The 26,652-nt window shown below is 72.0% G+C and carries 25 protein-coding genes, 1 tRNA gene and 1 pseudogene; 9 read left to right on the top strand and 18 right to left on the bottom strand.

Features of this window, described 5'->3' with window-relative positions; translation table 11 throughout:
- Nucleotide 1: 1 nt before the first annotated feature.
- Entirely contained in the window at nt 2-646 is a 645-nt protein-coding gene (locus ACQCO7_RS36300) for a PASTA domain-containing protein (protein ID WP_464075782.1), read from the bottom strand.
- A gap of 176 nt (nt 647-822) precedes the next feature.
- Here ACQCO7_RS36300 and ACQCO7_RS36295 point away from each other — a divergent pair, with 176 nt between their 5' ends.
- Nucleotides 823-1,296 carry a hypothetical protein gene (locus ACQCO7_RS36295; protein ID WP_464075781.1) on the top strand — a complete coding sequence of 158 codons (474 nt, stop codon included), beginning with the start codon at nt 823-825 and terminating at the stop codon, nt 1,294-1,296.
- 62 nt (nt 1,297-1,358) lie between these two features.
- Here the strand turns inward: ACQCO7_RS36295 and ACQCO7_RS36290 are convergent, their stop codons facing one another.
- Nucleotides 1,359-2,576, bottom strand: coding sequence for a sensor histidine kinase (locus tag ACQCO7_RS36290; protein WP_464075780.1), 1,218 nt, complete (start codon nt 2,574-2,576; stop codon nt 1,359-1,361).
- Nucleotides 2,577-2,965: 389 nt separating this feature from the next.
- Between ACQCO7_RS36290 and ACQCO7_RS36285 the strand changes: the two genes are divergently transcribed.
- Entirely contained in the window at nt 2,966-3,649 is a 684-nt protein-coding gene (locus ACQCO7_RS36285) for an ABC transporter ATP-binding protein (RefSeq protein WP_464075779.1), read from the top strand.
- Between the two features lie 868 nt (nt 3,650-4,517).
- Nucleotides 4,518-5,234, top strand: coding sequence for a response regulator (locus tag ACQCO7_RS36280; protein WP_464075778.1), 717 nt, complete (start codon nt 4,518-4,520; stop codon nt 5,232-5,234).
- Here the strand turns inward: ACQCO7_RS36280 and ACQCO7_RS36275 are convergent.
- Entirely contained in the window at nt 5,231-6,103 is an 873-nt protein-coding gene (locus ACQCO7_RS36275) for a Cof-type HAD-IIB family hydrolase (RefSeq protein ID WP_464075777.1), read from the bottom strand. The genes ACQCO7_RS36280 and ACQCO7_RS36275 overlap by 4 nt on opposite strands.
- 428 nt (nt 6,104-6,531) lie before the next feature.
- On the opposite strand from ACQCO7_RS36275, the gene ACQCO7_RS36270 reads away from it, so the two are divergent.
- The 4 genes and pseudogenes from ACQCO7_RS36270 (at nt 6,532) to ACQCO7_RS36255 (ending at nt 10,002) form a co-directional block, all read left to right on the top strand.
- Nucleotides 6,532-7,935, top strand: a complete 1,404-nt coding sequence (locus ACQCO7_RS36270) for a glutamine synthetase family protein (protein WP_464075776.1) — start codon at nt 6,532-6,534, stop codon at nt 7,933-7,935.
- A 1-nt stretch (nt 7,936) separates the two neighbouring features.
- A pseudogene (locus tag ACQCO7_RS36265) lies at nt 7,937-9,044 on the top strand (amidohydrolase family protein).
- Nucleotides 9,045-9,059: 15 nt separating this feature from the next.
- Entirely contained in the window at nt 9,060-9,599 is a 540-nt protein-coding gene (locus ACQCO7_RS36260; RefSeq protein ID WP_029184246.1) for an NUDIX hydrolase family protein, read from the top strand.
- Nucleotides 9,600-9,606: 7 nt separating this feature from the next.
- Entirely contained in the window at nt 9,607-10,002 is a 396-nt protein-coding gene (locus ACQCO7_RS36255; protein ID WP_464075775.1) for a (2Fe-2S) ferredoxin domain-containing protein, read from the top strand.
- A gap of 197 nt (nt 10,003-10,199) precedes the next feature.
- On the opposite strand, the gene ACQCO7_RS36250 is transcribed toward ACQCO7_RS36255, so the two are convergent.
- From ACQCO7_RS36250 to ACQCO7_RS36240, 3 genes are all read right to left on the bottom strand, one after another.
- Nucleotides 10,200-11,969: an ABC transporter ATP-binding protein gene (locus ACQCO7_RS36250; RefSeq protein WP_464075774.1), complete on the bottom strand. Its 1,770-nt coding sequence runs from the start codon at nt 11,967-11,969 to the stop codon at nt 10,200-10,202.
- 201 nt (nt 11,970-12,170) lie between these two features.
- A complete protein-coding gene (locus ACQCO7_RS36245; protein WP_464075773.1) occupies nt 12,171-12,944 on the bottom strand; it encodes a TIGR03084 family metal-binding protein in 774 nt (257 codons plus the stop codon).
- A 154-nt stretch (nt 12,945-13,098) separates the two neighbouring features.
- A tRNA-Pro gene (locus ACQCO7_RS36240) sits at nt 13,099-13,172 on the bottom strand.
- A gap of 137 nt (nt 13,173-13,309) precedes the next feature.
- Between ACQCO7_RS36240 and ACQCO7_RS36235 the strand changes: the two genes are divergently transcribed.
- On the top strand, nt 13,310-14,035 hold the full coding sequence (locus ACQCO7_RS36235) for a thiamine pyrophosphate-dependent enzyme (protein ID WP_464075772.1): 726 nt from the start codon (nt 13,310-13,312) through the stop codon (nt 14,033-14,035).
- A gap of 53 nt (nt 14,036-14,088) precedes the next feature.
- Here the strand turns inward: ACQCO7_RS36235 and ACQCO7_RS36230 are convergent, their stop codons facing one another.
- Nucleotides 14,089-15,291 carry an IS110 family RNA-guided transposase gene (locus ACQCO7_RS36230; RefSeq protein ID WP_464075771.1) on the bottom strand — a complete coding sequence of 401 codons (1,203 nt, stop codon included), beginning with the start codon at nt 15,289-15,291 and terminating at the stop codon, nt 14,089-14,091.
- 210 nt (nt 15,292-15,501) lie between these two features.
- Here ACQCO7_RS36230 and ACQCO7_RS36225 point away from each other — a divergent pair, with 210 nt between their 5' ends.
- Nucleotides 15,502-16,419, top strand: a complete 918-nt coding sequence (locus tag ACQCO7_RS36225) for a transketolase family protein (RefSeq protein ID WP_464075770.1) — start codon at nt 15,502-15,504, stop codon at nt 16,417-16,419.
- A gap of 1 nt (nt 16,420) precedes the next feature.
- On the opposite strand, the gene ACQCO7_RS36220 is transcribed toward ACQCO7_RS36225, so the two are convergent.
- The 11 genes from ACQCO7_RS36220 to ACQCO7_RS36170 form a co-directional block, all read right to left on the bottom strand.
- Nucleotides 16,421-16,777 (bottom strand): MmcQ/YjbR family DNA-binding protein, encoded by a 357-nt coding sequence (locus tag ACQCO7_RS36220; RefSeq protein WP_464075769.1) that lies wholly within the window; start codon nt 16,775-16,777, stop codon nt 16,421-16,423.
- Nucleotides 16,778-16,825: 48 nt separating this feature from the next.
- On the bottom strand, nt 16,826-17,353 hold the full coding sequence (locus tag ACQCO7_RS36215) for an N-acetyltransferase family protein (RefSeq protein ID WP_464075768.1): 528 nt from the start codon (nt 17,351-17,353) through the stop codon (nt 16,826-16,828).
- 36 nt (nt 17,354-17,389) lie between these two features.
- A complete protein-coding gene (locus ACQCO7_RS36210; RefSeq protein WP_464075767.1) occupies nt 17,390-18,292 on the bottom strand; it encodes a LysR family transcriptional regulator in 903 nt (300 codons plus the stop codon).
- Between the two features lie 43 nt (nt 18,293-18,335).
- On the bottom strand, nt 18,336-19,625 hold the full coding sequence (locus ACQCO7_RS36205) for a glycine C-acetyltransferase (RefSeq protein WP_464075766.1): 1,290 nt from the start codon (nt 19,623-19,625) through the stop codon (nt 18,336-18,338).
- 9 nt (nt 19,626-19,634) lie between these two features.
- Complete coding sequence (gene tdh, locus ACQCO7_RS36200) at nt 19,635-20,663, bottom strand: L-threonine 3-dehydrogenase (protein WP_464075765.1); 1,029 nt, start codon at nt 20,661-20,663, stop codon at nt 19,635-19,637.
- A 149-nt stretch (nt 20,664-20,812) separates the two neighbouring features.
- Nucleotides 20,813-21,346, bottom strand: coding sequence for a GAF domain-containing protein (locus ACQCO7_RS36195; RefSeq protein WP_464075764.1), 534 nt, complete (start codon nt 21,344-21,346; stop codon nt 20,813-20,815).
- Between the two features lie 28 nt (nt 21,347-21,374).
- Entirely contained in the window at nt 21,375-21,995 is a 621-nt protein-coding gene (locus ACQCO7_RS36190) for a GTP-binding protein (RefSeq protein WP_010356656.1), read from the bottom strand.
- Complete coding sequence (locus ACQCO7_RS36185) at nt 21,973-22,338, bottom strand: DUF742 domain-containing protein (protein ID WP_109363650.1); 366 nt, start codon at nt 22,336-22,338, stop codon at nt 21,973-21,975. The genes ACQCO7_RS36190 and ACQCO7_RS36185 overlap by 23 nt, the downstream gene beginning before the upstream one ends.
- A gap of 5 nt (nt 22,339-22,343) precedes the next feature.
- Nucleotides 22,344-22,781, bottom strand: a complete 438-nt coding sequence (locus ACQCO7_RS36180) for a roadblock/LC7 domain-containing protein (RefSeq protein WP_464075763.1) — start codon at nt 22,779-22,781, stop codon at nt 22,344-22,346.
- Nucleotides 22,782-22,898: 117 nt separating this feature from the next.
- Nucleotides 22,899-25,046: a sensor histidine kinase gene (locus ACQCO7_RS36175; RefSeq protein ID WP_464075762.1), complete on the bottom strand. Its 2,148-nt coding sequence runs from the start codon at nt 25,044-25,046 to the stop codon at nt 22,899-22,901.
- Between the two features lie 317 nt (nt 25,047-25,363).
- On the bottom strand, nt 25,364-26,536 hold the full coding sequence (locus ACQCO7_RS36170) for an MBL fold metallo-hydrolase (protein ID WP_464075761.1): 1,173 nt from the start codon (nt 26,534-26,536) through the stop codon (nt 25,364-25,366).
- Nucleotides 26,537-26,652 lie beyond the last annotated feature (116 nt).

Below are 26,652 nucleotides of genomic sequence, written 5' to 3'. Positions count from 1 at the left end.
GTCAGCAGGACTCCCCGAACTTCACCGCGCCGAACTCGACGGGTTGCCCGTCGAGCTTGGCTCCCGGCTTCGGGGTCTGGGTGCACACCTTCCAGTTGGATTCCAGGAGGATCATGCGGCTCTCGCCCGAGACGTCATTGACGGTGATGCCGGTGGAGGAGTCGAGGGACTGGCGGGCGGCCTTGACCGACTTGCCTCTGAAGTCGGGCATCGTCGATCCCGCCTGCCGCACAGCGCCTTCGTCCTTGGCGGGGCAGCTCTCCGCCAGTTTGACCGCCGCGAAGTCCACCTTCGTGTCCGTCGGATGCCCACCGGCGGCCGGGGTCTGCGAGCAGACCTTCCAGTTCCGGTCGAAAGCCTGCATCCGTCCACGGCCGAGAGCGTCGTGCGACGTGAGGTGGTAGAACCCGGCGGCCTGCGCCTGGTCCTGGGCGGCCTGAAGACCCTTGCCCTTCATCTCCGGCAACGTGCCGGCCTTTGCCGATGCGCTGCCGGTCCTGGCCGTGTCCGCCGGCGCGGGCGTGCCGGGTGCCGACGCGGCGGGGCTGGTCTTCGCACTGCCGCTGTCGCTCGCGGCCGGGTTGCAGGCCGAGAGGGCCAGAATCCCGGTAGCGGCCAGAACGGTCATGACGGTGCGCTGGTGCATGGTTCCCCCCACATTTCGGTGCTGGAGGACCATGATGCGGCCCGTGTACTGAATGTGGCGACGACGTGAACGCTCCGTGATTTTGTGTTCGATGCCGGTTCGGTGGAGCCGCGATCGACCGGGGTTGCCGGTTCGCCCTGCGCGGCGAGGAAAAACGGGCGACTACGATCCCGCCCATGGAGACTTCCCTGGTGCGCCCGGAGTCCTTGGCCCTGCTTCCCACCTGCGTATGGAGTGACGACGAGTGGGACGCGATCCGGCTCGGTCACGTCAGCCGGGAGATGGAGGGCAAGTGGAACGTGGCCTCCGAGGGGGACACCGTCCGGCTGCTGAGGAGTTGGACGGGGCACGAGATCTACCGGGCCGAGTTCGGCCCGGTGGGCGCGTCCGAGGGCGGTGGGTGGCGCGTCGTCCGGGCCGAGGCTGAGCGAGACCCGGACCGGTACCCGGATTTCGGAGCGGAGTTCGACGCGGTGATGCTGGAACTCGTCCTGCGCACGTACGCCCTGTCCGAGCCCGCCGAGGAACTGCGCGCCCGCATGGTCTCCCTCGCCGCCGATGCCACGGGCCGTACCGACGCCCGCCCCGCTCTGGTGCAGATGAGCCTCCTCGGCATACGCACAGGCCCGCCGTCGGCCTACCGGCCGTGACCCGCCCAGGGCTCGGCCGTCCCTGAGTACAGACGGCACCCTCCTCCAGCCCCGGTTCCGCCTCACCGCGGCTCCCTCTCCCCCGTGCCCCCGCTCCTCGCCCGGGACTTCACCCCTGTCGGAAGTTCCGCCCGGACCTCCCATCCCTCCCCCTGTCGCGGCCCCGCGGTCAGTTCGCCGTCGAGGGCCGTGACGCGTTCCTTGAGGCCGACGAGGCCGAAGCCGCCGCCGTGGGCCTCGGTGGGGAGGTGGGTGGTGCCGTGGCCGTTGTCCTGGACGATGACGACGAGGCGGCCGGCGTGGGGGAAGAGGGTGACGAGGATGTCGGTGGCGTCGGCCGCGTGGCGGCGGATGTTGGTGAGGGACTCCTGGACGACTCGGTAGGCGGCGGCCTGGATCTCGTGGGGGAGGCCGGAGGGGAGTTCGGGGTCGCGGTGGAGGATCGCGCGCTGGCCGGGGCCGGGGAAGCGGTCGACGAGTTCGTGGACGCCGTCGAGGTCGCCGACGGGGCGGTGTTCGACGGCCTCGGGTCCGACGTCCCGCAGGACGCCGACCGTGCGCCGCATCGAGGCGAGCGCCTCGGTCGCGGCGCGCTCGATGCCGGCGAGGACGCCGTCGATCTCGTACTGCGGGGCGTCGGACATCATGCGGGCGACCTGGGTCTGGACGAGGATGCCGGTCACGTGATGCGCCACGAAGTCGTGGAGGTCGGCGGCGATGGCGAGCCGCTCGGCCCGCCGGGTCTCCCCCACGGCGACGACGCGGCGGTAGTCCAGCGACCGCAGATATCCGGCGATCCCGGCGACGGGCCCGACGAGCACCAGGCCGATGACCAGCGCCGCGAGCAACTCGTCGTCGCGCAGGGAGAAGGACTGGAGGTAGCGCACCGGCAGGGCGAACAGCGCGAGGCCGTTCAGAACGGCGCACCCGGCGGCCCACGGCCCCGGCACCTGCCGCACGGCGAGGAAGAGAAGGCAGAGCAGGACGAGGACCTCGCCCGGCCCGAACGCCGCCGGCCTTCCGAGGCCCAGCATCACGCCCGTGTAGAGAAGGGAGAACAGGGCGGGTACGGCGGTGCGGATCTGCTCGGTGAGCCAGGCGGGCCGCTTCTTCACGGGCCACAGCACGGCGGCGATGCCTGCGGCGAGGACGGCGCCCGCCGCCCAGACCGACCCGCCCACGGATTCGGTGTACATGAGGTCCAGGACCGCGGCGGCGGGCAGGGTCCCGACAGCCAGGCCCCGTGCACAGCCCCGGGCCCTGCCGGTGACTGATGACATGGCGATCACGGTAGCGCCGCCGGATCCCTCCCCGTATCGGCCGAACGGCCGAGGGCGAGTGGGTGAAACGGGCCGAGAACCTGGCCGGACGGCCGAGGCGGAGGGCGGGGTCGGGCGGCGAGAGTGGAGGCACGGAGCGAAACGGTCGCTTCGCCTCTCCTCCTCTTCTCCCCTGCTCATGGTTCGGAGGCATGTCATGCGGCGCGACGGGTTCGTGATCGGTCTGGTGGGCTGTGCCGCCGCCGTGGGCGTGGTGGGTACGCAGTCGACGACGGGCGGAGCGTCGGGATACCGGTCCGCGTCGTCAAGGCGACGCCGTCCTCCGTCACCTGGAAGTTCGAACGCTGAGCAGAGGCTCACTCACCCCCTGGCGAAAGGCTCTCCCTCTCATGACCCCCGTTCTGGCCGGTCTCGGCCTCGTGAAGAAGTACGGCTCGACCGTCGCGCTCGACGGCGTGGACGTCCAGGTCCAGGAGCGCGACTCGCTCGCCATCATGGGTCCGTCCGGCTCCGGCAAGTCGACGCTGCTGCACACCCTGGCCGGCATCGTCCGCCCCGACTCGGGGACGGTCATGCTGCGCGGCGAGAGCATCGAGCGGCTCGGCGAGAACCGGCTGAGCGCGCTGCGCCGCAAGCGGTTCGGCTTCGTGTTCCAGTTCGGCCAGCTCCTGCCCGAGCTGCCGGCCGAGGAGAACGTGGCGCTGCCGCTGATGCTGGAGGGCGTGCCGCGCAGGCAGGCGGTGGAGCGGGCCCGCCGCTGGTTCGCGCCGCTCGGTCTGGAGGGGCTTGAGGCGCGCCGCCCCGGCGCCCTGTCCGGTGGGCAGGCACAGCGGGTCGCCATCGCCCGCGCCCTCGTCATGGAGCCGGACGTCGTCTTCGCCGACGAGCCGACCGGCGCGCTCGACCAGCGCACCAGCACGGAGGTCGTCACGCTCCTGACGTCCGTCACCCGCGCCCAGGGAGCCGCCCTCGTCATGGTCACCCACGACCCCGACGTCGCCGCCCACTGCGGTCGCATCCTCCAGGTCAGGGACGGCCGCATCAGCGGGCACACGCAGTACACGGTGGCCTGAGGGCACAGGAGCACGGGCCCGCACGAACCGGCTTCCCGGCGAACGCCCCCACCAGCACAGCGCCCGGACCCACGGAACCCGTCGGACACGCCACGACCCGGAGGAACCCGAGAAAGAAGGCAAGGCCACGTGACAAAACGCCCCCACACCGACAACGGCCCTTCTCAGCGCCCCCACAGCCTCGGCCCGCCCAGGAGCAGACGCCCCCACCCCTTCCGCCCGCCCGGGGACCAGCGTCCTCATCCCCTCGGCACGCCCAGGGGCCGACGCCCCCATCCCCTCACCCCGCGCCGGACCCGATGCCACCGCCGCCTCACCTCACCGCAAACTCGAAAGCCACGCCCCCTCGGCCCACTCCAGACCCGACACCCCCATCCCCTCACCCCATGCCAGACCCGATACCACCGCCGCCTCACCTCACCGCAAACTCGAAGGCCACGCCCTCTCTGCCCACTCCAGGCCCAGAACCCCGGCCGCCCCACCTCACCACAGGCTCGACGACCTCACCTCCTCGACCCACCCCGGGCCCAGCACCCCAGCCACCTCTCCCCACCCCGGCCCCACAGCCCCGGATCTCTCTCCCCACTCCAATCCCAGCCCCCCGGCCGCCTCTCCCCACCTCAGGCCCAGCGCCCCGCCCCTCTCCCCTCGCGCCGAGCCCAGCGCCCCGACCCCCGCTCCCCGACCCAGGCCCAGCGCCCCGCCCCCCTCTCTCCATCCCGAGCCCAGCGCCCCAACCCTCTCCCCTCACCCCAGAACCAGGCATCCGGCCCCCTCTCCCCGACCCGAGCCCGTCTCCCCCGCCCCCTCGAACCCCCGCCAAGGCGCACGCCCGCCCCCATCCTCCCCGTGAGGCATGATCTGTCCCATGACCGCCCCCTCCCCCGCTCCGACGCCGAACCCCGCCGCCCCGATCAGGGTGTTGATCGCCGACGACCAGGAGATGGTGCGTACGGGGTTCCGGTTCTTCCTGGACGCGCAGCCGGACATGACGGTGGTCGCGGAGGCGGCGGACGGGGAGGAGGCGGTGGCGCTGGCGAGGCGGATGCGGCCGGACGTGTGTCTGCTGGACATCCGGATGCCGAGGCTGGACGGCCTGGAGGCGACGCGGCTGCTGGCGGGGCCGGGCGTGGAGGATCCGCTGAGGGTCGTCGTGGTGACGACGTTCGACCTCGACGAGTACGTGTACGGGGCGCTGCGGGGCGGGGCGTGCGGGTTCCTGCTGAAGGACTCGGGGCCGACGCTGCTCGCGGAGGCGGTGCGGGCGGCAGCGGCGGGCGACTCGCTGGTCTCACCGTCGGTGACGGTCCGGCTGCTGAAGCACCTGACGCGGCAGGAGGAGAGCCGCGCCGCCAGGTCCAGCGCGCCGGCGCCCTCGCCGGCCGACCCGCTCACGGACCGGGAGCTGGAGGTCGTACGGCTGGTGGCGCTGGGGAGGACGAACGCGGAGATCGCGACCGAGCTGTTCGTCTCCTTGTCCACGGTGAAGACGCATCTCTCCAGCGCGCAGGTGAAGTTGGGGACGAGGAACCGGGTGGAGATCGCCGCGTGGGCCTGGCAGCACGGGCAGGTGAACCCGGTCTAGCGGGCGGCGCCGGGGCCGAGGTCCAGGACGCGGGCGATGGTGCGCAGGACGCCGTTGTCGTTGTTGGAGGGGGCGAGGTGGCGGGCCCGGCGTATCACCTCGGGGTGGGCGCCGGTCATCGCGAAGGACCACTCGGCGGCGTCGAGCATCTCCAGGTCGTTGAGGTAGTCGCCGAAGACCATGGTCTGGGCCGGGGTGATGCCGAGTTCCCCCTGGAGGCGGCGGAGGGCGGCGCCCTTGTTGGCGGTGCGGTTCATGATGTCGACCCAGTGTTCGCCGGAGACGACGACCTGGTGGGCCTCGGCGAAGTCGGCGAGCGCGGGGGCGACGGTCCGCTCTGCGGAGCCGAAGGAGTAGAGGGCGACCTTGATGATGTCGTCGTCGACGGTGGTGACGTCCTCGACGATCTCGTTGCGCAGGTAGTAGCGGCGCACCTCGGCGAGGAACGGGGCGTCGGTCTGCTCGACGTAAGCGGACCGCTTGCCGCAGACGACGACACCCACGTCGACCCCGGCCGCGGCGAGCCGCCGTACGGTGTGGACGACCTCGGCGGCGACGGCGGGGTCCAGCGGGTCGGAGCTGAGTTCGCGGCCGTCGCGGACGACGTAGGTGCCGTTCTCGGCGATGAAGACCATGCCGTCGGCGAGGCCGGTGAAGTCACGCTCCAGGGTGGCGTACTGGCGTCCGCTGGCCGGGCTGAAGAGGATGCCGCGTTCGCGCAGCAGGCCCAGCATGTCCCCGAGACCCCGCGGTGGCCGTTTGTCGTCGTCGAGGAGCGTGCCGTCCATGTCGGTGACGATCAGCCGGATGTCGGCGGCGGGGGCGGACGGCTCGGTCGGGGCGAGATGGGGCGCGGCGGAGGAGGGCATGTCCTGCTTTCTGTACGGAGGCGGGCCGATTGTCAGACTACCGGGGCACCCGAAAGCCCCCCGCCCCGTCCCACCGGCGGGAACACCCCGGCACAGGAGGACACCGGTACGGGTGAACTCCACCGCCGAACGCCACCGGCACAGGCACGGCGCCCACCGGAGCTGGGCACCACGAGCACCCCGTGCCACAAACACCCCACGCCACAGGCATCCCGTGCAACGACCCCGGCGCCCACCGCCGCGACCCCGCCCGCGCCCCTCCGCCGCCTCACCCCCACCGCTCTCACTCACCACCCGGCGCCCCGCCCCACCCGCCCCTCAGCTCCCCACCCCGCCCGCACCCCGACGCACCCCCCAACCGCCCCACCCCCATCCCCCGGACGTGAAACCCTGACCCGAAAGCCCGACTTGCCCGAGGAGCGCCCTCTATGACCACCCTCACCGACCCGATCCCCGGCGGCAGGCCGGGTGATGTCCAGCGGGCCGTGTCCCTCGCCGAGACCCTGGCCGCCCGGAAGGTGCACGGCGTCGTCCTCGCGTACGTGGACACGGCCGGCGTGCACCGCGTGAAGACGGTCCCCACGGCGAAGCTCCCCGCCGCCGCGGCCTGGGGTGTGGGCATGTCGCCGGTGTTCGACACGTTCCTCGCGAACGACCACATCGCCACGACGGATGTCCTCGGCTCCCCGGACGGCGACCTGCGCCTCTACCCGGACCTGGACCTGCTGACGGTGCTGGCCGCGCAGCCCGGCTGGGCGTGGGCGCCGGTCGACCGGATCACGCAGGACGGCGAGCCGCACCCGGGCTGCTCCCGCACGGCCCTGCGCAGGATCACCGAGCGCGCGGCCCTCGACCACGGCGTGGCCTTCCGCGCGGCGATCGAGGTCGAGTGGATGCTGGGCCTGGACACAGCGACCCCCGGCGCGTTCGTGCCGGTGACGACGGCTCCGGCGTACGGGGCGACGCGCCAGGTGGAGCTGGGCGCGTTCCTCGCGGACCTGCTGGAGGCGTGCGCGGCGCAGGAGTTGGACGTGGACCAGGTCCATCCGGAGTACGCGGCGGGCCAGTTCGAGATCTCGGTGGGCGCGGCGGACCCGGTCGCGGCGGCCGACCGCTGCGCGCTGACCCGGCAGACGATCCGCGCGGTCGCGCAACAACACGGTCTGCGCGTCTCGTTCGCCCCGGCGGTGGCGGCGACGGGGGTCGGCAACGGCGGCCACGTCCACCTCTCCGCGTGGCGCGAGGGCCGCAACCTGCACACGGGCGGCGACCGCAGGCACGGCCTGACCCCGGAGGCGGAGTCGTTCGCGGCCGGCGTCCTCGCGCACCTGCCCGCGCTGATGGCGCTCACCGCGCCCAGTCCGGCGAGCTATCTGCGGCTCAAACCGTCCCAGTGGGCGGGGGTGTTCACCGCGTGGGGCCTGGAGACGCGGGAGACGGCCGTCCGTCTGGTCCCCGGCACGAAGGGCCACCGCGCCGAGCAGGCCAACCTGGAGGTGAAGCCGGTCGACCTGGCCGCGAACCCGTACGCGGCGCTGACCGGCCTGATCGCCGCCGGGCTCGACGGACTCGCGGCACAGAGGGACCTCCCGGAGGAGACGACGGGCGACCCCGCCGCGCTGACTCCGGCCGAGGCCCGGAAGAAGGGGGTACGCCGGCTGCCCGCCTCCCTCGCCGAGGCCGTCGCCGAGTTCCGGGAGGACAAGGTCGTGCGCGCCGCCCTCGGCCCGCTCCTCGCGGACGCCGTGCTCGCGGTCCGCGAGGGCGAACTCGACGCCGTACAGGGCCTGGACGACGAGCAGATCGCCGCCGCCTACCGCTGGGCCTACTGACATGCGGGTCCACGAGGCGCTCGCCGAACTGGAGTTGGTGGACCACCACTGCCACGGCGTGGCCGCCCACGACCCGCCCCGCCTTCGAGTCCCTGCTCACCGAGGGCGGCGTCACCCCCTTCGACACCCCGACGGGCGTCGCGGTACGGCGCCACTGCGCGCCCGTCCTGGACCTCCCGCCGCACGCGCCGCCGGACGAATACCTGGACCGGCGCGCCGAGTTGGGCGCCGAGGAGGTCAACCGGCGTTTCCTGCACGCCTCCCGCACCGGCGCCTTCCTCGTCGACACCGGCCACACCCCGCTCCCCCTCACCACCCCGGCCGAACTCGCCGACGCCGCGCGGACAACCGCGTACGAGGTGGTCCGGCTGGAGCCGGTCGCCGAGGAGTTGAAGGCGCGGGGAGTCGAACCGAGCGCCTACGCCGAGGAGTTCACGCGGGCCGTGCACGACGCCGTGCGCGCCCCGGGAGTCGTCGGCGTCAAGTCGGTGGCCGCCTACCGCACCGGGTTCGCCCTCGCGCCGACACGCCCGACCGCGCAGGAGATCGAGCGGGCCGCCCGGGAGTGGCTCGGGGACGCGGGGCGCCTCGACAACCCCGTACTCGTCCGCCATCTGCTGTGGACGGCCGTGGACCTGAAACTGCCGCTCCAGCTGCACACCGGGTTCGGGGACAGGGACATCCGGCTGCATCAGGTGGACCCGAGTCTGCTCACCGACTGGCTGCGCGCGGTTCCGGGGGACGTGCCGGTGCTGCTGCTGCACTGCTGGCCGTTTCAGCGGCAGGCGAGCTATCTGACCTCGGTGTTTCCTCAGGTGTACCTGGATGTGGGGCTCACGCTGCACCAGGTGGGGCCGGTGCGGGCGCGGGCCGTGCTGGCGGAGGCGCTGGAGATGACACCGTTCGGCAAGCTGCTGTACAGCTCCGACGCGTACGGTCTGGCCGAGTTCTACGCGCTCGGCGCGCTGGCGTTCCGCCGGGGTCTTGGGGATCTGCTCCAGGACCGGGTGGACGCGGGCGAGCTGAGTCCGCCCGACGCGGTACGTCTCGCGCGGTGGGCGGGTGCGGAGAACGCCCGCCGGGTCTACCGGTTGTCCGACCGGTTCTGAAAGTATGATCAAGCAATGTCTGACATGACCGAGACCACGCCCGGTTGGCTGAGCCAGGACGAGCTGGAACTGGCCCGCGCCCGGATGCCGATCCTGTACGTCGAGGCTGTGCCCGTCCGCGTGGACGAGCGGGGCGAGATCACCAGCATCGGCCTGCTCCTGCGCATCGGACCGGACGGCGACGTCAGCCGGACCCTGGTCTCGGGCCGGGTCCTGCACCACGAGCGCGTCCGCGACGCCCTGCTGCGCAACCTGGAGAAGGACCTCGGGCCGGTAGCGCTGCCCCGGCTGCCGGCCGCGCTCCAGCCGTTCACGGTGGCCGAGTACTTCCCCACGCAGGGCGTCACTCCCTACCACGATCCGCGTCAACACGCGGTGTCGCTGGCGTACATCGTTCCGGTGACCGGTGACTGCCAGCCGCGTCAGGACGCGCTGGACCTCGTGTGGTTCGAGCCGCAGGAGGCCGCGTCCCCGGCCGTGCAGAGCGAGATGCCCGGCGGGCACGGGTTCCTGCTGCGCCAGGCCCTCGCGCACGTCGGCCTCTCCGCGTCCTGACGTTCTGATGTTCCCCTCCCAGCGCGGCGCCCCCTGCACGGTCGTGGTGTGCAGGGGCTGCTGCTGCGGCGACCGCCGCAAGCACCCCGGCTTCGACCACGGCTGGCAGCTCGACCGGCTCCGCGCCTCGGCCGCCGCGTCCGGCGGTACGTTCACGGTCCGTACGACCGACTGCCTCGGGCCCTGCGACCAGGCGAACGTCATCGTCGTCCAGCCGTCCACCGCCGCGCGCCTCGCCGGGGCGCGGGCGGTGTGGATCGGCTTCGCCACGGACGACGACGCGACGGAGGAGGTCATCGCGTGGGCGGAGGCGGGCGGCCCGGGGGTGGCCGAGCCGCCGGTGACGCTGGAGATGCAGTTCGTGAAGGCGCCGAGGGGGAGCAAGGCGCGGAATCGGCGCTGAGGGGGCAGCTCGGGGGCGTCCGTGAGGGGGCAGGGCTCGGGGGCGGCGGCGAGAGGGGCGCCATCGACGCCGAGCGCCTCCCTCCCCCCGTCGCCCCCGCACGACCTGCTCCATCAACGTCGTACGCGCCCGCGCCACCCGCGAGAGGCGGACGACGTACCGCAGTCCCGGTACAACGCCCTCGTCCGCCCCTCACCTCACGCCCTCACCCCCGTCGGCTCCTCGGTATCGTCCAGGAACCCGCCCGACTGGTGCTGCCACAACTTCGCGTACGCCCCCTCCGCCGCCAGCAACTCCCCGTGGCTCCCCTGCTCGATGATCCGCCCCCGGTCGAGGACGACGAGCCGGTCCATCCCGGCGACGGTGCTGAGGCGGTGCGCGACGACCAGCGTCGTACGGCCCTCCATGAGCCGCCACAGCGCGTCCTGCACCAGGATCTCGCTCTCGGAGTCCAGCGCGCTCGTCGCCTCGTCGAGCAGCAGGATCGGTGCGTCGCGCAGGATCGCCCGGGCGAGGGCGACGCGTTGGCGCTGGCCGCCGGAGAGTTTGACGCCCCGTTCGCCGACCATCGTGTCGAAGCCCTCCGGCAGCCCGTCGGCGAATTCCGTGACGTGGGCGGCCTCGGCGGCGCGGCGGATGTCCGCGTCGGTGGCGTCGGGCCGGGCGAAGGCGATGTTGTCGCGCAGGCTGCGGTGGAACATGGCGGGTTCCTGCGGGACGTACGCGATGAGGCCGCGCAGGTCGGCCTGGCGCAGCCGGCTGATGTCCTGGCCGCCGACGAGGATGCGTCCGCCGTCGATGTCGGTCATCCGCAGCAGCAGCCGCGTGAGCGTCGTCTTCCCGCCGCCGGACCTGCCGACCAGCCCGATCTTCGTCCCGCTCGGCACGTCCAGGTCGAGCTTCTCGAAGAGGGGGTTGCCCCCGCCGTGCGCGAAGGTGACCTGCTCGAAGCGGACGTCGGCGGAGCGCGGTGCCAGCGGCTCCGGGGTGGGCGGGTCGACGACGGTCGGCGAGGTGAGCAGCAGTTCGGTGAACTGCGCCGCCTCGGTCATGGAGCCTTCCATGCGCCGGTAGATCCTGTTGAAGTCGAACATGATGCGCGTGGCGCTCATGAAGTACATGAACGCCACGATGACGCCCTCGACACTGTGCCCGCCCCCGGCCAGCGTGACCGCGAGCAGCAGACCGAGTGCGTTGGTGAGGACGGACATCGGCGCGACGAACGTGTCGATGCGCAGGTTCCCGTAGTCCCACGACCTCAGCGTCAGCCGCTTCGACTCCGCGACCCGCACCCGGTGTTCGGCGGCCTCGCGCTCCTCGGCGGCGAAGGCGCGCACGGTGTCCATGTTCATGAGGCTGTCGGCGACGTGCCCCGACACCCGGGCGATCGCCTCCTCGCGCTGGGCAACAAGCCGCTGCCTGCGCCGGATCAGCGGCGTCACCCCGACGGCCGTGAGCACGATCATCGTCAACAGGCAGACGACGAGCCAGGGTTCGTACTGCCACAGCACGATCGACCCGAACACGAGCGGTACGAGGCTCCCCACGATCTCGAAAGCCAGCGTGTCCGCGAACTCCTCGAACCGGCCGGCGAAACTCAACACCCGTTTGGTGAGCGACCCCGCGAAGTTGTCGTGGAAGAACGCGGCGTCCTTCGCGAAGAGTTCGTCCATGCCGACGACGTACAGGTTCTCGATGCCGAGCGCGTCGACCCGGTTCAGGCAGTGGATGCCGATCCGCCACAGCACCTCGGCCGTCAGCATCACGACGGCGAACCCCACGACGTACGGCAGCGCGGTCGAGACGACCACATCCCCGTCGTCCGCGATCCGCCCCACCAGTTTCGCCACCACCAGCGGCGCCACGTAGTTGATGCCCGCGTTCCCCAGCGCGGGCAGCAGCAACGCCGGCAGCGCCAGCCATTTCAGCCGCCCCAACTCCCGTCCGTAGTACCGAAGGGCGAGCATCACCGCGCCCTTGCGTGATTCAGCCGTATCCATCCCGTCCCTGCATCGCTCAGGCCCCGGGCACGCGAAAAACGGCACGCGCAAGCGGGACAAATCGGAGGAGGAACGGGAAGTCTCCCGCGCGGGCGGGGGCAACGTCCAAGCGTTTTTCGGCGGCGGCAGGGATTTCCGGCCGGGTCGAACAAAGAAACGCGTACGGCGTCAGAGAAAGACGCGGGCGATCCCGAGCCACGTCCGCGCATCCTCCCCCACCGCAACGAGCCCTGTCTCCGCCGGAGTTCTGCGCCGGGTGACGAGAAGACCGAAGTCCACCGCGCTGCCATGGACTTGCTGTCCGGCGTCCTCCGGACCCCAGGTCCAGGTCTGGTCGTCGGGGCTCGTCAGGGTCACGCGGAAGGGGTGGGTCGGGGGGGGCAACTGGGCTGCGTAGAAGGAGAGTTCGCGGCCGATCACGCCCAGGGCGGCGACGTGCCGGAGGCGGCCCGTGGGAGGGTGCGGTACGTCCACGGCGTCGTAGATGTCCTGGCCGTGGGCCCAGGTCTCCATCAGGCGGAGCGGAATCATGAGGGCCGGGGTCAACCGGGAGCCGTACCAAGGGAATTCGTGGTCCAACGGGATCTCGCGCAGTGCCGCCGCGACCTCCGTACGGCCAACACGCCACTGTTCCAGCAGAGTTGCGCGAGGCATGGCCGCGCCCTCCGCGGCTTCGGCATCGGCGTACCCGGCGCCCCCGGCTTCCGTGCGCTTCAGGACCGCGTCGAAGGCGTCCGGTGTGCGCAGGGCGACGAGGACGTTCGCGTCGGCCGCCGTGAGGTGGGCGATCTGGTGGGCGATCGTCCAGCCCCGTGCGGGAGTCGGGAGGGTCCAGTCGGGCCGGGCGGACGCCAGCGCGTCGAGAGCGGCACCCTCGGCCACCAGGTCGGGCAGCGCGAGGCCGTGTTCCACGCCGGACAGGTCGAGACCGTAATCAAGCATCGGGGTCGCCTTCGCCTTGATCGGGTGCGGCCAGGCTACCGAGACACCCGAGGGGCCCTCCCCGATGTCTCTTCCTCGACGGCGCCCCCCCCACACACACAAACAGATCGGAGGCCGTACCAGATCTCTCTGGCACGGCCTCCGACTTTCACAGTCGGGACGACAGGATTTGAACCTGCGACCCCTTGACCCCCAGTCAAGTGCGCTACCAAGCTGCGCCACGTCCCGTTGCCCGTTTGACCTGGGGTTTCCCCTGGTTGAACGCGCAGGGAAAATATACCGCACTCGGATCGCTGGTCGCGCATCCCTTTCCGCGGCGGAGCGGAGTTGACCTCAAGCTTGGTCGAGGTTGCACGATCGATGGCATGACGATCACCGAGGGAACACGCCGGACGTACGGGTACGAGGAACTGGCCGGGCTGATGGGGCGGATGACCGGCGCGGAGAAGCACGGACCGGCGGCGACGTCGACGCTGGACGTGCTGTGGGTGCTGTACGACCGGGTACTGAGGGTCACGCCCGAGCGGGTCGAGGATCCGGAGCGGGACCGGTTCCTGCTGTCCAAGGGGCACGGGCCGATGGCGTACTACGCGGTCCTCGCCGCGAAGGGGTTCCTGCCGGTGGAGTGGCTGGACGGCTTCGGTTCGTACGACTCGCCCCTCGGCCACCACCCCGACCGCGTCCTCGTCCCCGGCGCGGAGATCGGCAGCGGCTCGCTCGGGCACGGTCTGCCGCTCGCCGTCGGTACGGCGCTGGGCCTGCGCGCCCAGGACCGGCCCGACCCCGCCGTCTGGGTCCTGACCGGCGACGCCGAGCTCGACGAGGGCAGCAACCACGAGGCCATCGCGTACGCCGGTCCGGCCGGCCTCGACCGCCTGCACACGGTCGTCGTCGACAACGCCTCCGCCGGCCACGCCCGGCCCGGCGGGATCGCCGCGCGGTTCGAGGCGGCGGGGTGGTCGACGGCCACGGTCGACGGACGGGACCACACGGCCCTGTACGAGGCGTACACGACACCGCACGCCGGGCGACCGCACGCGGTGATCGCACAGGTGGAACCGAAGAACCCGGCCCAGGCCCGACGGGGCTGAAGCCCCACAAAAAACAAAAGCACCGGCACTCCGAAGGAATCTCAATGACCGTGTCAAGCCGCCTGCGTGACCGGTGGGGCGGAGGTGAACAGCCTCTTGTCACGCAGGATCGCCCAGAGCACGTCGACCCGGCGGCGGGCAAGCGAGAGGAGGGCCTGCGTGTGCAGCAGTCCCTCGGCCCGCTTCTTGAGGTAGTAGTCCCGGGAAGGTCCGGGTCGCATCATCGCGGTCTGGGCGGCCATGTAGAAGATGTGCCGCAGGCGCCGGTTGTAGCGCTTGGGCCGGTGGTAGTTGCCGGTGCGGCGGCCGGAGTCCCGGGCGACCGGGGCCAGGCCGGCATGCGAGGCCAGACGGCCCGCGTCGCGGTAGCCGGACAGGTCCCCGACGATGGCGACGAACTCGGCCCCGAGGATGGGGCCCATGCCGGGCATGGACTCGATGATCTCGGCGCGGTCGTCGGTGCGGAAGGTCTCGCGGATCTCCCGGTCGTGGTCCTTGATCCGCTCGTCCAGGGCCAGGAGCTGGTGGGCGAGGTCGCAGACCAGCTTGGCGGCCCGTTTCTCGCCGGGCAGTGCGATCTGCTGGGACTGGGCGGCCTCGACGGCCTTGGCCGCGACGTCGACAGCGCCGCGGACCTTGCGGCGTTCCAGCCAGGTCGTCAGCCGCTTGACGCCGATCCGACGCAGGGCGGCCGGGGTCTGATACTCGGTCAGCATGACGACCGGGCCCTTGGCCGCGGAGTAGTCGAAGGCCCGCTCCAGCGCGGGGCAGATGCCCACCAGCAGGTCGCGGAGCCGGTTGATCAGGCGGACGCGGTCGGCGATCAGGTCTGCCCGATAGTTCGTCAGCACCCGCAGGGTGGAGACCAGCTCCGGGGGCGTGTCCAGCGGGGCGAAGTCCCGTCGCATTCTGGCCTGGTCAGCGATGACACGGGCGTCCTTGGCGTCGGTCTTGCCCTCGCCCTTGTAGGCGCCGGACATGCGGTTGACCGTCCGGCCGGGGACGTAGACGACCTGCTGCCCGTGGGCGACCAGCAGGGCCAGCAGCAGGGTGGAGGCCCGGCCGGAGATGTCCACCGCCCACCGCACCTCATCAGCCCGCTCACGGGCCGTCTCGATGAGAGTGAGGATCTGGGCCTCGTCGTTGATCACCTTCGTCGAGAACAGCGTCTCGCCGTCGGCGTCCACAGCCACCGCCCAGTGGTGCCCCTTCCCCGCGTCGATGCCGACCCATATCCGCGCCTGCCGTGTGCTCAAGCCCGTCGCTCCGTACCCCTCGTGACCAGTACTTCATGGTCCGAAGAACACCCCGCCGACAGGTCCCTAACCAGCGATGACCGCAGTTCTCAATCAGTGGTCGGAGCGTCCTGGAGGACCGGGCGGCCATTCCTTCCGAGCCATCAACGACAGACCCTCATCAGCCACACCCGGTCCTCCCGGACCGCCTCACATTCTTAGGGAACCCTCATGGACACCATGCGCGACCGCCTCGCCCCCACCCTCACTCGTCTCCTCGACGAAGACCCCCGCCTCGCCGTCGTCCTCGCCGTCATCGGCTCCGACAGCTTCGCCGAAGCCCGCCGCCGCCACCCCGGCCGCGTCATCGACGTCGGCATCAGGGAGCAGCTGCTGATCGGCGCGGGCGCGGGGCTGGCGCTCACCGGTATGCGCCCGGTCATGCACACCTTCGCCAGCTTCCTCGTGGAGCGCCCCTTCGAGCAGGTCAAGCTGGATCTGGGGCACCAGGACCTGGGCGCGGTGCTGGTCAGCGCGGCAGCGTCGTACGACTGGCCCGCGGGCGGTTTCACGCACATGTCGCCCGGCGACGTCGCGTTGCTGGACACGCTGGACGGCTGGACCGTCCACGTCCCCGGCCACCCCGACGAGGCCGAGACGCTGCTGCGGCACGCGGTGGCCGCCGGGGACGACAAGGTGTACGTCCGGCTGTCGGAACTGTCCAACGACGAGGCCCGCCCGGTCGACGGGCACGGCTTCCTGACCGTACGGGAGGGCCGGCGCGGAGTCGTCCTCGCCGTGGGGCCGACGCTGGACGCGGTGCTCGCGGCGACGGAGGGCCTGGACGTGACGGTCCTGTACGGCACGACGGTCCGCCCCTTCGACGCACAGGCGCTGCGCCGGGCGACGGACGCGGCGGGCACGGACGTCGTCCTGGTCGAGCCGTACCTCGCGGGCACCTCGGCATCGGCCGCGAACGACGCGCTGGCGGACCGCCCGCACAGGGTCCTCGGCCTCGGGGTCGGCCGCCGTGAACTGCGCAGGTACGGCACGGTCGAGGAGCACACGGCAGCTCACGGTCTGGACGCCGGGTCCCTGCGGGAGCGGATCGGGAGCTTCCTGAAGGGACGCGGGCCGGCAACCGTCTGATTCACACCTCCGTCACCCCCAGCCCCGGATACGCCTCCAGCAGCCGCGTAGGCGCGGCCTGCCTCCACGAGTCCGCGAGGATCGCCCGCAGCTCCTCCTCGTCCTCCACCTCCGCGAGCCGCGCCCGCACCCACGCGAACTGGGCCTCGTGGCCGGCGATCCAGAACTTCCCCGGCTCGGCGAGGACGAGTTCGTCGCGCTCCTCCTTGGGGCAGCGCACCGCGATGGACGTCTCGTCCTCGGGGAGCGTGACGAACATCTTCCCGGCGACCCGGAAGGTCGGCATGTTCCAGGCGGTCTTCTCCGTGGTGTCGGGCAGCGACAGGGCGATTCGGCGTACATCTTCGGCGTCCGGCATGTTCCAGACCGTACCGGCCACCACTGACAGTCACCCTCCGCAGGACGGTTACCCCTCAAGGACCCCAACCCGCTTGTAGTACAAGGTGGTCGGGCGCAGTACCCCGCCGGGATCGGCCGCGTAGTCCGGGATCACCCCGACCCGCGTCCACCCGGCCCCCTCGTACAGCCGCTCGGCGGGGCTGCCGGTCTCGGTGTCGAGATGCAGCAGCGTCACCCCGGCGGCGACGGCGGCCTCCTCGGCGACGTCCAGCAGCCGCCGCGCGAGCCCCCTCCCCCGCGCGTCCTTCGCGACCATCAGCTTCACCAGTTCCGCCCGGTGCCGGCTGTTGGGTTTGTCCGGGTACGCCAGCGACACGGTTCCGACGACGCGCGGACCGTCGTACGCGACCCAGACCGCGAGCCGGGGGTCGGCCGCCCGCTCGGACCACCAGGCCAGGGCCTCCGCAGGGTCCAGCGGTGCGAGGAAGCCGACGGAGGCGCCGTCGTCCACGACCTCGACAAGGAGGCCGGCGAGGCCGTCGAGGGCGGAGGGGTCCAGTCGTACGATCGGGTCATCACTCACCAAGCGCGTCATGTCCCGGGACGTTACCCTCGGCGCGAAACGCCCCCGTTACGGATGACTCACCTCGCCCAGCGCCTCCAGGACAGGTCTGATCAGCGGATGTGTCTCCGCGCCCCGCCTTATCGCCGCGAACACCCGCCGCGTCGGCGCGATCCCGTCCACGGGCCGGACACAAACCCCCGCGAGATCGGTTCCGAGCAGGGCGGAACGGGGTACGAGGGCGACTCCCGCGCCTACGGCGACCAGCGCGACGACCGCGCGGAAGTCGTCCGAGGCGTGTTCCATACGCGGCTGGAAACCGGCGTTCTCGCAGGCCAGGACGGCGACGTCGTGGCAGGGGTTGCCGGGGTAGGGGCCGACCCACGTGTCCTTGGCCAGCTCCGCGAGCGGGACCTCGGGCGTGTCCGCGAGGCGGTGGTGCGAGGGGAGGACCGCGTCGAAGGGTTCCGCGTAGAGGGGTACGTGGGTGAGGCGGGGGTCGTCGGCGGCGGGGGCGCCCCGGTACTCGACGGCGACGGCGACGTCCACCTGCCGGTCGAGGACCATCGGCAGGCTCGCGTCCCCCTCCGCGTCCTGGACGCGCAGCCGGATGCCGGGCGCGGTGCGGGCGAGCCGGGTCATCGCGGGCGCGACGACGAGCGCGATGCCGGTCGCGAACGCGGCGACGGTGACCGTGCCCGCCTCGCCGTTGCTGTACGCCGCCAACTCGGCTTCCGCGCGCTCCAGTTGGGCGAGCACGGCGTTGGTGTGGCCGAGCAGGATCTCGCCGGCCGGGGTGAGCCGTACGCCCTTGGCGCCGCGTTCGACGAGGCGGTGGCCGGTCTCCTGTTCCAGCGCGGCGAGCTGCTGGGAGACGGCGGAGGGGGTGAGGTAGAGCGCGGCGGCAGCCGCGGTGACCGTACGGTGGTCGGCCACCGCGCGGAGGATGTGGAGCCGCCGAGCTTCGATCATGGGTCCGATTATCGCAAGATGCCCCAAGCCTCTCGAAATGCCCTCAGCCTTCCAGCTCCGCCCCGGCCGACGCCCCCGGCTCCACCCCGGCCGACGCCTCCAGCCCCGCCCCGGCCAACGCCTCCAGCTCCGCCCCGGCCGATGCCTCCAGCTCCTCCCGCGCCGACACGAACGCGTCCACCGCCCGGTTCACGTCCTCCAGCGAGTGCGCCGCGGACAACTGCACCCGGATCCGCGCCTGCCCCTGCGGCACCACCGGGTACGAGAACCCGATCACGTACACCCCGCGTTCCAGCAGCAGCTCCGCGAGGCGCCCCGCCCTCGCCGCGTCCCCGATCATCACCGGCGCGATGGGATGCTCGCCGGGGAGGATGTCGAAACCTTCCTCGGTCATCCGCCGCCGGAACAGCGCCGTGTTCTCGGCGAGCCGTTCCCGCAGGTCACCGGCGGACTCCAGGAGGTCGAGGACGGTCAGGGAGGCCGCCGCGATGACCGGCGCGAGGGTGTTGGAGAACAGGTACGGCCGTGAGCGCTGGCGCAGCAGCGCGACGATCTCGGCGCGGGCGGCGACGTACCCGCCGGAGGCTCCGCCGAGGGCCTTGCCGAGGGTGCCGGTGATGATGTCGACCCGGTCCATGACGCCGTGCAGCTCGGGGGTGCCGCGTCCGCCGGGCCCGGTGAAGCCGACGGCGTGGGAGTCGTCGACCATGACCATCGCGTCGTACCGGTCGGCGAGGTCGCAGATGTCCTTCAGCGGCGCGAGGTAGCCGTCCATGGAGAAGACGCCGTCGGTGACGATCAGGCGGCGCCGGGCCGACCCCGCTTCCTTCAACTGCCGTTCCAGGTCGGCGAGATCGCGGTTGGCGTAGCGGAAGCGGCGGGCCTTGGAGAGGCGGATGCCGTCGATGATCGACGCGTGGTTGAGGGCGTCGGAGATCACCGCGTCCTGTTCGCCGAGCAGCGTCTCGAAGACGCCGCCGTTCGCGTCGAAGCAGGAGGAGTAGAGGATCGTGTCCTCCTGGCCGAGGAACCGCGAGAGCCTGGCCTCCAGCTCCTTGTGGACCTCCTGGGTGCCGCAGATGAAGCGGACGGAGGCCATGCCGTAACCCCAGCGGTCGAGGGCGCGGTGCGCGGCGTCGATGACGTCGGGGTGGTCGGCGAGGCCGAGGTAGTTGTTGGCGCAGAAGTTGAGGACCTCGCCGGGCCGGCCGCCGGAGCTGACGTTGACGGTCGCGGACTGCGGGGTGTCGATGACGCGTTCGGGCTTGTGGAGCCCGGCGGCGCGGATCTCTTCGAGGGTGGCGCGCAGGTCGTCGCGTACGGAGTCGAACATGGTGATCCTTCAGCTCGTCCAGTCGAGGATGACTTTGCCGCCCCTGCCGCTCGCGGCGTCGGTGAAGGCGGCGTCGAAGTCGCGGTAGCCGTAGCGGCCGGTGATGACGGGGGCGAGGTCGAGGCCGCCCTCCAGGAGGACGGACATCGCGTACCAGGTCTCGAACATCTCGCGGCCGTAGATGCCCTTGAGGGTGATCATCGAGGTGACGATCCGGGACCAGTCGACGGGGAACTCCTCGGTCGGCAGGCCCAGCATCGCGATCTTGCCGCCGTGCGTCATGTTGGCGATCATGTCGCGCAGGGCCTCGGGGCGGCCGGACATCTCCAGGCCGACGTCGAAGCCCTCGCGCAGCCCCAACTCCCGCTGCCCGTCGATGATCTGACGCTCCGCCACATTCAGCGCGAGGCTCACGCCGACCTTCCGCGCGAGGTCGAGGCGCTCCTCGCTGACGTCGGTGATCACGACGTTGCGCGCACCGGCGTGGCGGGCGACTGCCGCCGCCATCAAGCCGATCGGACCGGCGCCGGTGATGAGGACGTCCTCCCCGACGAGGGGGAACGACAGGGCCGTGTGCACGGCGTTGCCGAACGGGTCGAAGATCGCGGCGACGTCGAGGTCCACGGGGACGCGGTGCACCCACACGTTGGACGCGGGCAGCGCGACGTACTCCGCGAACGCGCCGTCCCGGCCCACCCCGAGACCGACCGTCGCCCGGCACAAGTGCCGCCTCCCGGCGAGGCAGTTGCGGCACTTCCCGCACACGAGGTGCCCCTCGCCGCTGACCCGGTCGCCGATCGCGACGTCCGTGACGCCCGCGCCGGTCTCCACGACCTCGCCGACGAACTCGTGCCCCACGACCAGCGGCGTCCGGATCGACTGCCGCGCCCAGCCGTCCCAGGACCGGATGTGCAGGTCGGTGCCGCAGATCCCGGTGCGCTGCACCTTGATCAGTACGTCCCCGGCGCCGACCGCCGGCTCCGGGACGTCCCGCAGCCACAGTCCCGGCTCCGCCTTCTCCTTGACCAGCGCCTTCAACGCAGCGGCTCCTGACGTGAGTCGACCGGCCTCGCGGGCACGACGACGTGACCCGGGTCCGGGGAGGGGGATGGATACGACGACGAATCTGCCGTACCCGGGCCGCCCCGGTCCATCGAGCTTTTCTTAAGCGGCGCCGCAGATCCGCTTCACGCCCTCTCCTCCAGCCGGACGACGAGTTCGGCGGCGGTCGCCTTGACCGTCTCAAGTCCCGTGGTCCCCCAGGCCCTTGGCGTGAGGTCGGCGACGCAGACCGTGCCGAGGACCATGCCGGTGCTGTCGATCAGGGGGGCGCCGAGGTAGGAGCGGACGCCGTACTCATCCACGATCGGGTTGCCGGCGAAGCGCGGATAGTCGCCGACGTCGCCGAGCGCCAACGCCCGCCGCCTGACGACGACATGGGGGCAGTAGCCGTGGTCGCGGGGAAGCTCGCGCTCCAACGACCCTTTGGCGCCCGGTGCGACGTACAGACCGGCGAAGAACTGGCGTTCCTCGCCCACGAAGTTGACCATCGCGTACGGCGTCCGGGTGATCTCCGCGAGGCGTTCGGCGAGGCGGTCCAGCATCGGCTCCGCGCGTTTCCCGAGGCCGAGTCGGCTCAGCCTCCGGGCCCGTGCGGGCGCCTCCCGGTCCTCCGGCGTGACCAGCAGCCGCCCCACCGGCCGCGGCGGTCCGTAGCTCATCCCAGGGCTCCTCTCTGCGAGTTGGGGGTCATGCGCGGGCGTTCTCAGCGGGTGTGTGGGCGATGAGGTGCTTGACGAGGGTCAGCAGGGTCTGGACGCCGGACGCGGAGATCCGCGCGTCGCAACGGACCACCGGGATCGCCGGGTTGAGGTCCAGAGCGGCCCGGACCTCCTCCGGGTGATAGCGGTGGCCGCCGTCGAACTCGTTGACGGCGACGATGAATCCGAGGCCGCGCTCCTCGAAGAAGTCGACGGCCGCGAAGCAGTCCTGGAGGCGGCGCGTGTCCGCGAGGATCACCGCGCCGAGAGCGCCCTCGCACAGTTCGTCCCACATGAACCAGAACCGCTGCTGGCCCGGCGTCCCGAACAGGTAGAGGACGTGGTCGGGGTCCAGGCTGATGCGGCCGAAGTCCATGGCGACGGTCGTCTCGACCTTGTTCTCGACGCCGTCGAGGCTGTCGGTGCCGGCGCTGACGGTCGTGAGCAGTTCCTCCGTGCACAGCGGCGCGATCTCGCTGACCGCGCCGACGAAGGTGGTCTTGCCGACCCCGAACCCGCCCGCGACCAGCACCTTCAGCGCGGTCGGGAACGGGGTCTGATCATCGCGGGAGCCGTACGCGTCGTACTCACAGCTGTCGTCGTAGTCCATCGAGCACCGCCTCCAGTAGGGCCCGGTCGGTGGGGTTGTGGTGGAACTCCGGGGGTTTCGTGGTCAGAGCCCCGCAGTCCACCAGGTCCGACAGCAGCACTTTGGTGACCGCCGCCGGGAGTTTCAGATGGGCGGCCACCTCGGCCACCGGTACCGGGGCGCGGCACAGGTCGAGCGCCTGCGCGTGCTCCGGGCCCAGATAGCCGAGGGGGCTCGTCCCGGTGGCCCGTACCTGCGACATCAGGTCCAGGGCGACGGTGGGCCTGGTGCGGCCGTTGCTCACGGTGAAGGGACGCACCAGGCGGCCGGCCGCGTCGTCGAGCCACGGCCCGTCGGCCGCCATCACGTTCACGACCTCATCGCCGGGGGTTCGACGGGGTGCTGGCGGGGGGCGGTCACGAGGTACGGCCGTACGCTCTTGACGAGCATCGCCATCTCGTAGCCGAGCACCGCCGCGTCGGCCTCCCTGCCGGCCATCACGGCGAGACAGGTCCCCGATCCGGCCGTCGTCACGAACAGCAGCGCGGAGTCCAGTTCCACCACCACCTGCCGTACGTCCCCGCCGTCCGCGAACCTCACGCCCGCGCTGCGGCCCAGCGAGTACAGGCCCGACGCCAGCGCCGCCATATGGTCCGCGCTGTCGTGGTCCAACCCGTGCACGGACTTCACGAGCCCGTCGCACGACAGCAGCACCGCGCTCGTCGTGTGGGGCACACGCTGCACGAGGCCGCTCATCAGCCAGTCGAGATCGGATACCTGCCCGGTGGCCGGCGCGTCGCTCGCCATGGTGGATCGACTCCTTGAGGGGGGTTGTGGAGATGTGGGGTGGGGGCGCGGGGTGGTTCGGGGGGCCGCGATGGGTGGAGGGCTCGGGGGACGGGGTGGTGGGGTTTGGTAACGGGGTCATCGTGAGAGGGGGTTTCCGTCGGAGGGCGGGGTGAGGGGCGTGGGGGAGGTCAGGGGGGTGTCGGGGGCGTGGGCCTGGCCGAGTCGGTCCGTTTCCATGCCGAGTTGTGCCTCCGCGAGGCCCATCCCCCGCTGGAACGCCGCCATCAGTCCCGGATCGTGTCCCCCGGGCTCCTCGTTCTCGGGCCTCTGCACGGGGCCCCCGCGCAACTGCGGAGCCAGGTGTTCCTGTGCCCGGCGCCGCGGCAGCCGGGGCTTCCCGATCGTCCCCCGCACGGCCCCCACCCTCGGTACCGGCACCTCCCCCTGCATCTCCTCGACGGCGGCCCGGTCCCCGACCCTGATCCCGGGCCGCGCCTCGGCGGGGTTGGGCCGCGCGTCCCGGGTGTTGCGCATGGGGAGGGGGGCGGGGCGGGCGGGGTCGGTGGGGTACGTGCCGTTGAGGGGGGCGGGCCCAGGGGGCGGACCGGCGGGGTCGACCCGAGGCACACCCCCCGTGGCCTGGCCCCCGACGCCGTACCCGGCACCACCCGTTCCCGCACCGTCGCCCCGATGCGTACCCCCCGCCGGGCCACCGCCGCCGTGCCCGCCCTCGGAACCCGTGCCCGTGGGCCGCGTACCGGTCCCAGGGGCAGAGGCGTCCGCGCTGTGCCCCCCAGGATGCGTGCCGTTGACCCGGTGTGCCCCGGCGGCGGGCTGCGTGCCGTTGGCTCTCGGTACCGTCCGGGGGCTCGCGTGGCGGGGACCCGGGGTGGCGGGGGGCGATGTGTGCGTGGTCTGCGGTGAGGCGGCGGCCGTCGGCGTCGCCCGCATTCCCTGCGGTGAAGTGGCCGTCGGCATCGCGCGCGTGCCGTGCGGCGGCGTGGCGGTCGGCGCGGCCTCCGGTACGACGATGCCGGTGCCGTCCATCGGCTGGGGCCCCGCCGTCGTCGTACCCGAAGGCCCCCGACCCGCCGCCCCCAGCAGCGCCTGCGGCACCACCAGGATCGCCTGGACCCCGCCGTAGATGTTGTTCTGGAGCCGCACCCTGATGCCGTGCCGGCGGGCGAGCTGGGAGACCACGAACAGGCCGATCCGGCCGTCGGCCAGCAGGCGGCCGACGTTGACCTGGTCGGGGTCCGCCAAGAGCGCGTTCATGCGGGACTGTTCCTCCGGCGGCATACCGAGGCCCCGGTCCTCGACCTCGACCGCGAGGCCGGAGGTGACGAGGTTGGCGCGCAGGAGGACCTGGGTGTGCGGGGCGGAGAAGACCGTGGCGTTCTCCACCAGCTCCGCGAGGAGGTGGATGACATCCGCGACGGCGTGCCCCCGGAGGTCACCGTCGACGGGCGGGACCAGCTTCACGCGCGAGTACTGCTCGACCTCGGCGATCGCGGACCGCAGCACCTCGGTCATGGACACGGGGTGGCTCCACTGCCGCCGCGACACCGCACCCCCCAGCACCGCCAGGTTCTCCGCGTGCCGCCGCACCCGCGTCGCGAGATGGTCGACGTGGAAGAGCCCCTTCAGCAGGTCGGGATCCTCGATCTCGTTCTCCAGCTCGTCGAGGAGCAGGATCTCCCGGTGCACCAGGGACTGAAGCCGCCGCGCGAGATTGAGGAACACCTCCAGCTTCTGCTCGCTCCCGGTCCGGCTGGACAGCTGCGTCGCCTGGACGACCGCCGCCACGGCCCCGTCGTGCGCCCGCGCGAGATCCGCCGCGAGCAGCTCGAACTCGTCGGCGTCGCCGGGCGGCAGCCCCCGCGTACGGCGCTGAGGCGGCGCCTCCCCGCGCCGTAACGCCTCGACCAGCGCCCGCAGATCGGCCTCACCGCGCGCGGCGGCCCGCCGCAGCGCGTCGATCCGGTCGGTGACCGACCGCGCGGTACGCCCGGCGGCGACGGCGGCGACCCCGATCCCCGCGCCGGTGACGACGACCGCGCCCGCGAGGACGGCCCACAGGGTGGGGCCGAGCGGGACGTCGGTGGCGCGCACGGTGAACAGCACGACCGCGCACGCGCCGAGCGCGACGGCGGTCGGCGGCAGTACCGCGAGCCGCAGAAGGTGCGGCCGTATATGGGTCTCGGCCGTGCGGGCGACCGGTCGTCCGTGCCGTCCGCCCTCACGGCGGTCTGCTCGTGCGGCGGGTGCGCGGAGGTGCGACATCCGTGTCCTCGTCCTGATCCGTCGGGTCCCTGGCTGTGCGGCGACTCACAGTAGTTGCCAACGAGGCAGGTACGGCGGGCAGTTGGCGAACTCCTGCGGCAATCGTCCCGCTCTGGTATGAGCGCTCGCACGCCTGCCCGATAACCCGTCACCGGCGGGTGTCACGTAGGGAAAAGAACTGATCAGGGACGGTCTCAAGCGGTCCCGTACGGAAGCCGGACACCCGCCCCGGATGTCGGTCACTCAGCGTGTTCGCTTTGGCCAGACAAAAAGCCGGGGTGGGTCCCGAAGAACCCCACCCCGGCGTACGGCCGGTCTCAGCCCTCGCCGACGAGCCCCAGATCGCTCCGCGACACCGCCGGCACCGGCCACTCCTTCTCCAGCGGCGCCGAGATGCTCCGCCACCAGGCCCGCGTCGGCAGCTCGCCGCCGGGTTCGAAGGGCTGGCCCGGGATCGGTACGGCGACGGCCTGGCCGACGGCCTCGCCCGCCGCCAGGGTCCACTCCCCCGGCTCCGCCCACGGGTGCTGCGCGAGGTTGAACGTGCCCCAGTGGATCGGCATCATCACGCCGGACGGGGCGCCGCCCTGGAGGTCGAGGTGGGCGCGCATACCCTCCTCGGGCGTCATGTGGATGTCCGGCCACAGCGCCGAGTACGCGCCGATCTGGATCATCGTGATGTCGAACGGGCCGTGCGCGGCGCCGATGTCCTGGAAGCCCTCGAAGTAGCCGGTGTCGCCGCTGTGGTAGATCCGGTGCTCGGAACCGGCGACCGACCAGGACGCCCACAGCGTGTGCTGCGTGTTGCGCAGGCCGCGTCCGCAGAAGTGGCGGGCCGGGGTCGCGGTCAGGGTGAGGCCGCCGACCTTGGTCTCCTCGTGCCAGTCCAGCTCGCGCAGGCGGTCCGCGGGGACGCCCCAGTGCTCCAGGTGCGCGCCGACGCCGAGGGGGACCGCGAACAGGGTGTCCGTGCCGGCCAGCGCCTTGATCGTGGGCAGGTCGAGGTGGTCGTAGTGGTCGTGCGAGATGACGACGACGTCGACCGGGCCGAGGGCGGCGAGCGGGAGGGGTACGGGGTGCAGGCGCTTCGGGCCCGCGAAGGGTACGGGGGAACAACGCTCGCCCCAGACCGGGTCGAACAGCACGCGGTGGCCGTCGATCTCCGCGAGCACGCTGGAGTGGCCCATCCAGGTCACGCGCAGGCCCGTCGCCGGGGGCTTGGCGAGGTCGGCGAGGGTCGTCGCGTGGACGGGGATGGTGCCGGAGGGGGCGCGGTGGGGGCGGGTGTCCTTGTCGAAGAGGCCCTTCACGAAGTCCACGGCCGTACCGGAGTCCCGTGGGGCCGAGGGGGCCCCGGGATTGACGAAGACCCCGTCCTTGAAATGCGGCGATCTGCGGATCCGCGCCATACGCTCACCGCTCGGGTCCACGCCGAACGCCGCGGGTGTCAACGCGCGGAGCCCGGAGCTGAGGGAACGGGAACCGGCCACGGTACCTCCAGATGGTTCTGCTGAGACTTCCCATTATGGTCGGCCCCTCTGACAACCGGCCCGGCCCCCAGGACCCTGCGCGAACCCTCCACCGAACCGCTCCGGCCGAGCCGCGC

It is taken from the genome of Streptomyces saintjeani (assembly GCF_055409605.1).
Note: the sequence above shows the minus strand (reverse complement) of the source record. Positions and strands in the feature narration are given on the sequence as shown.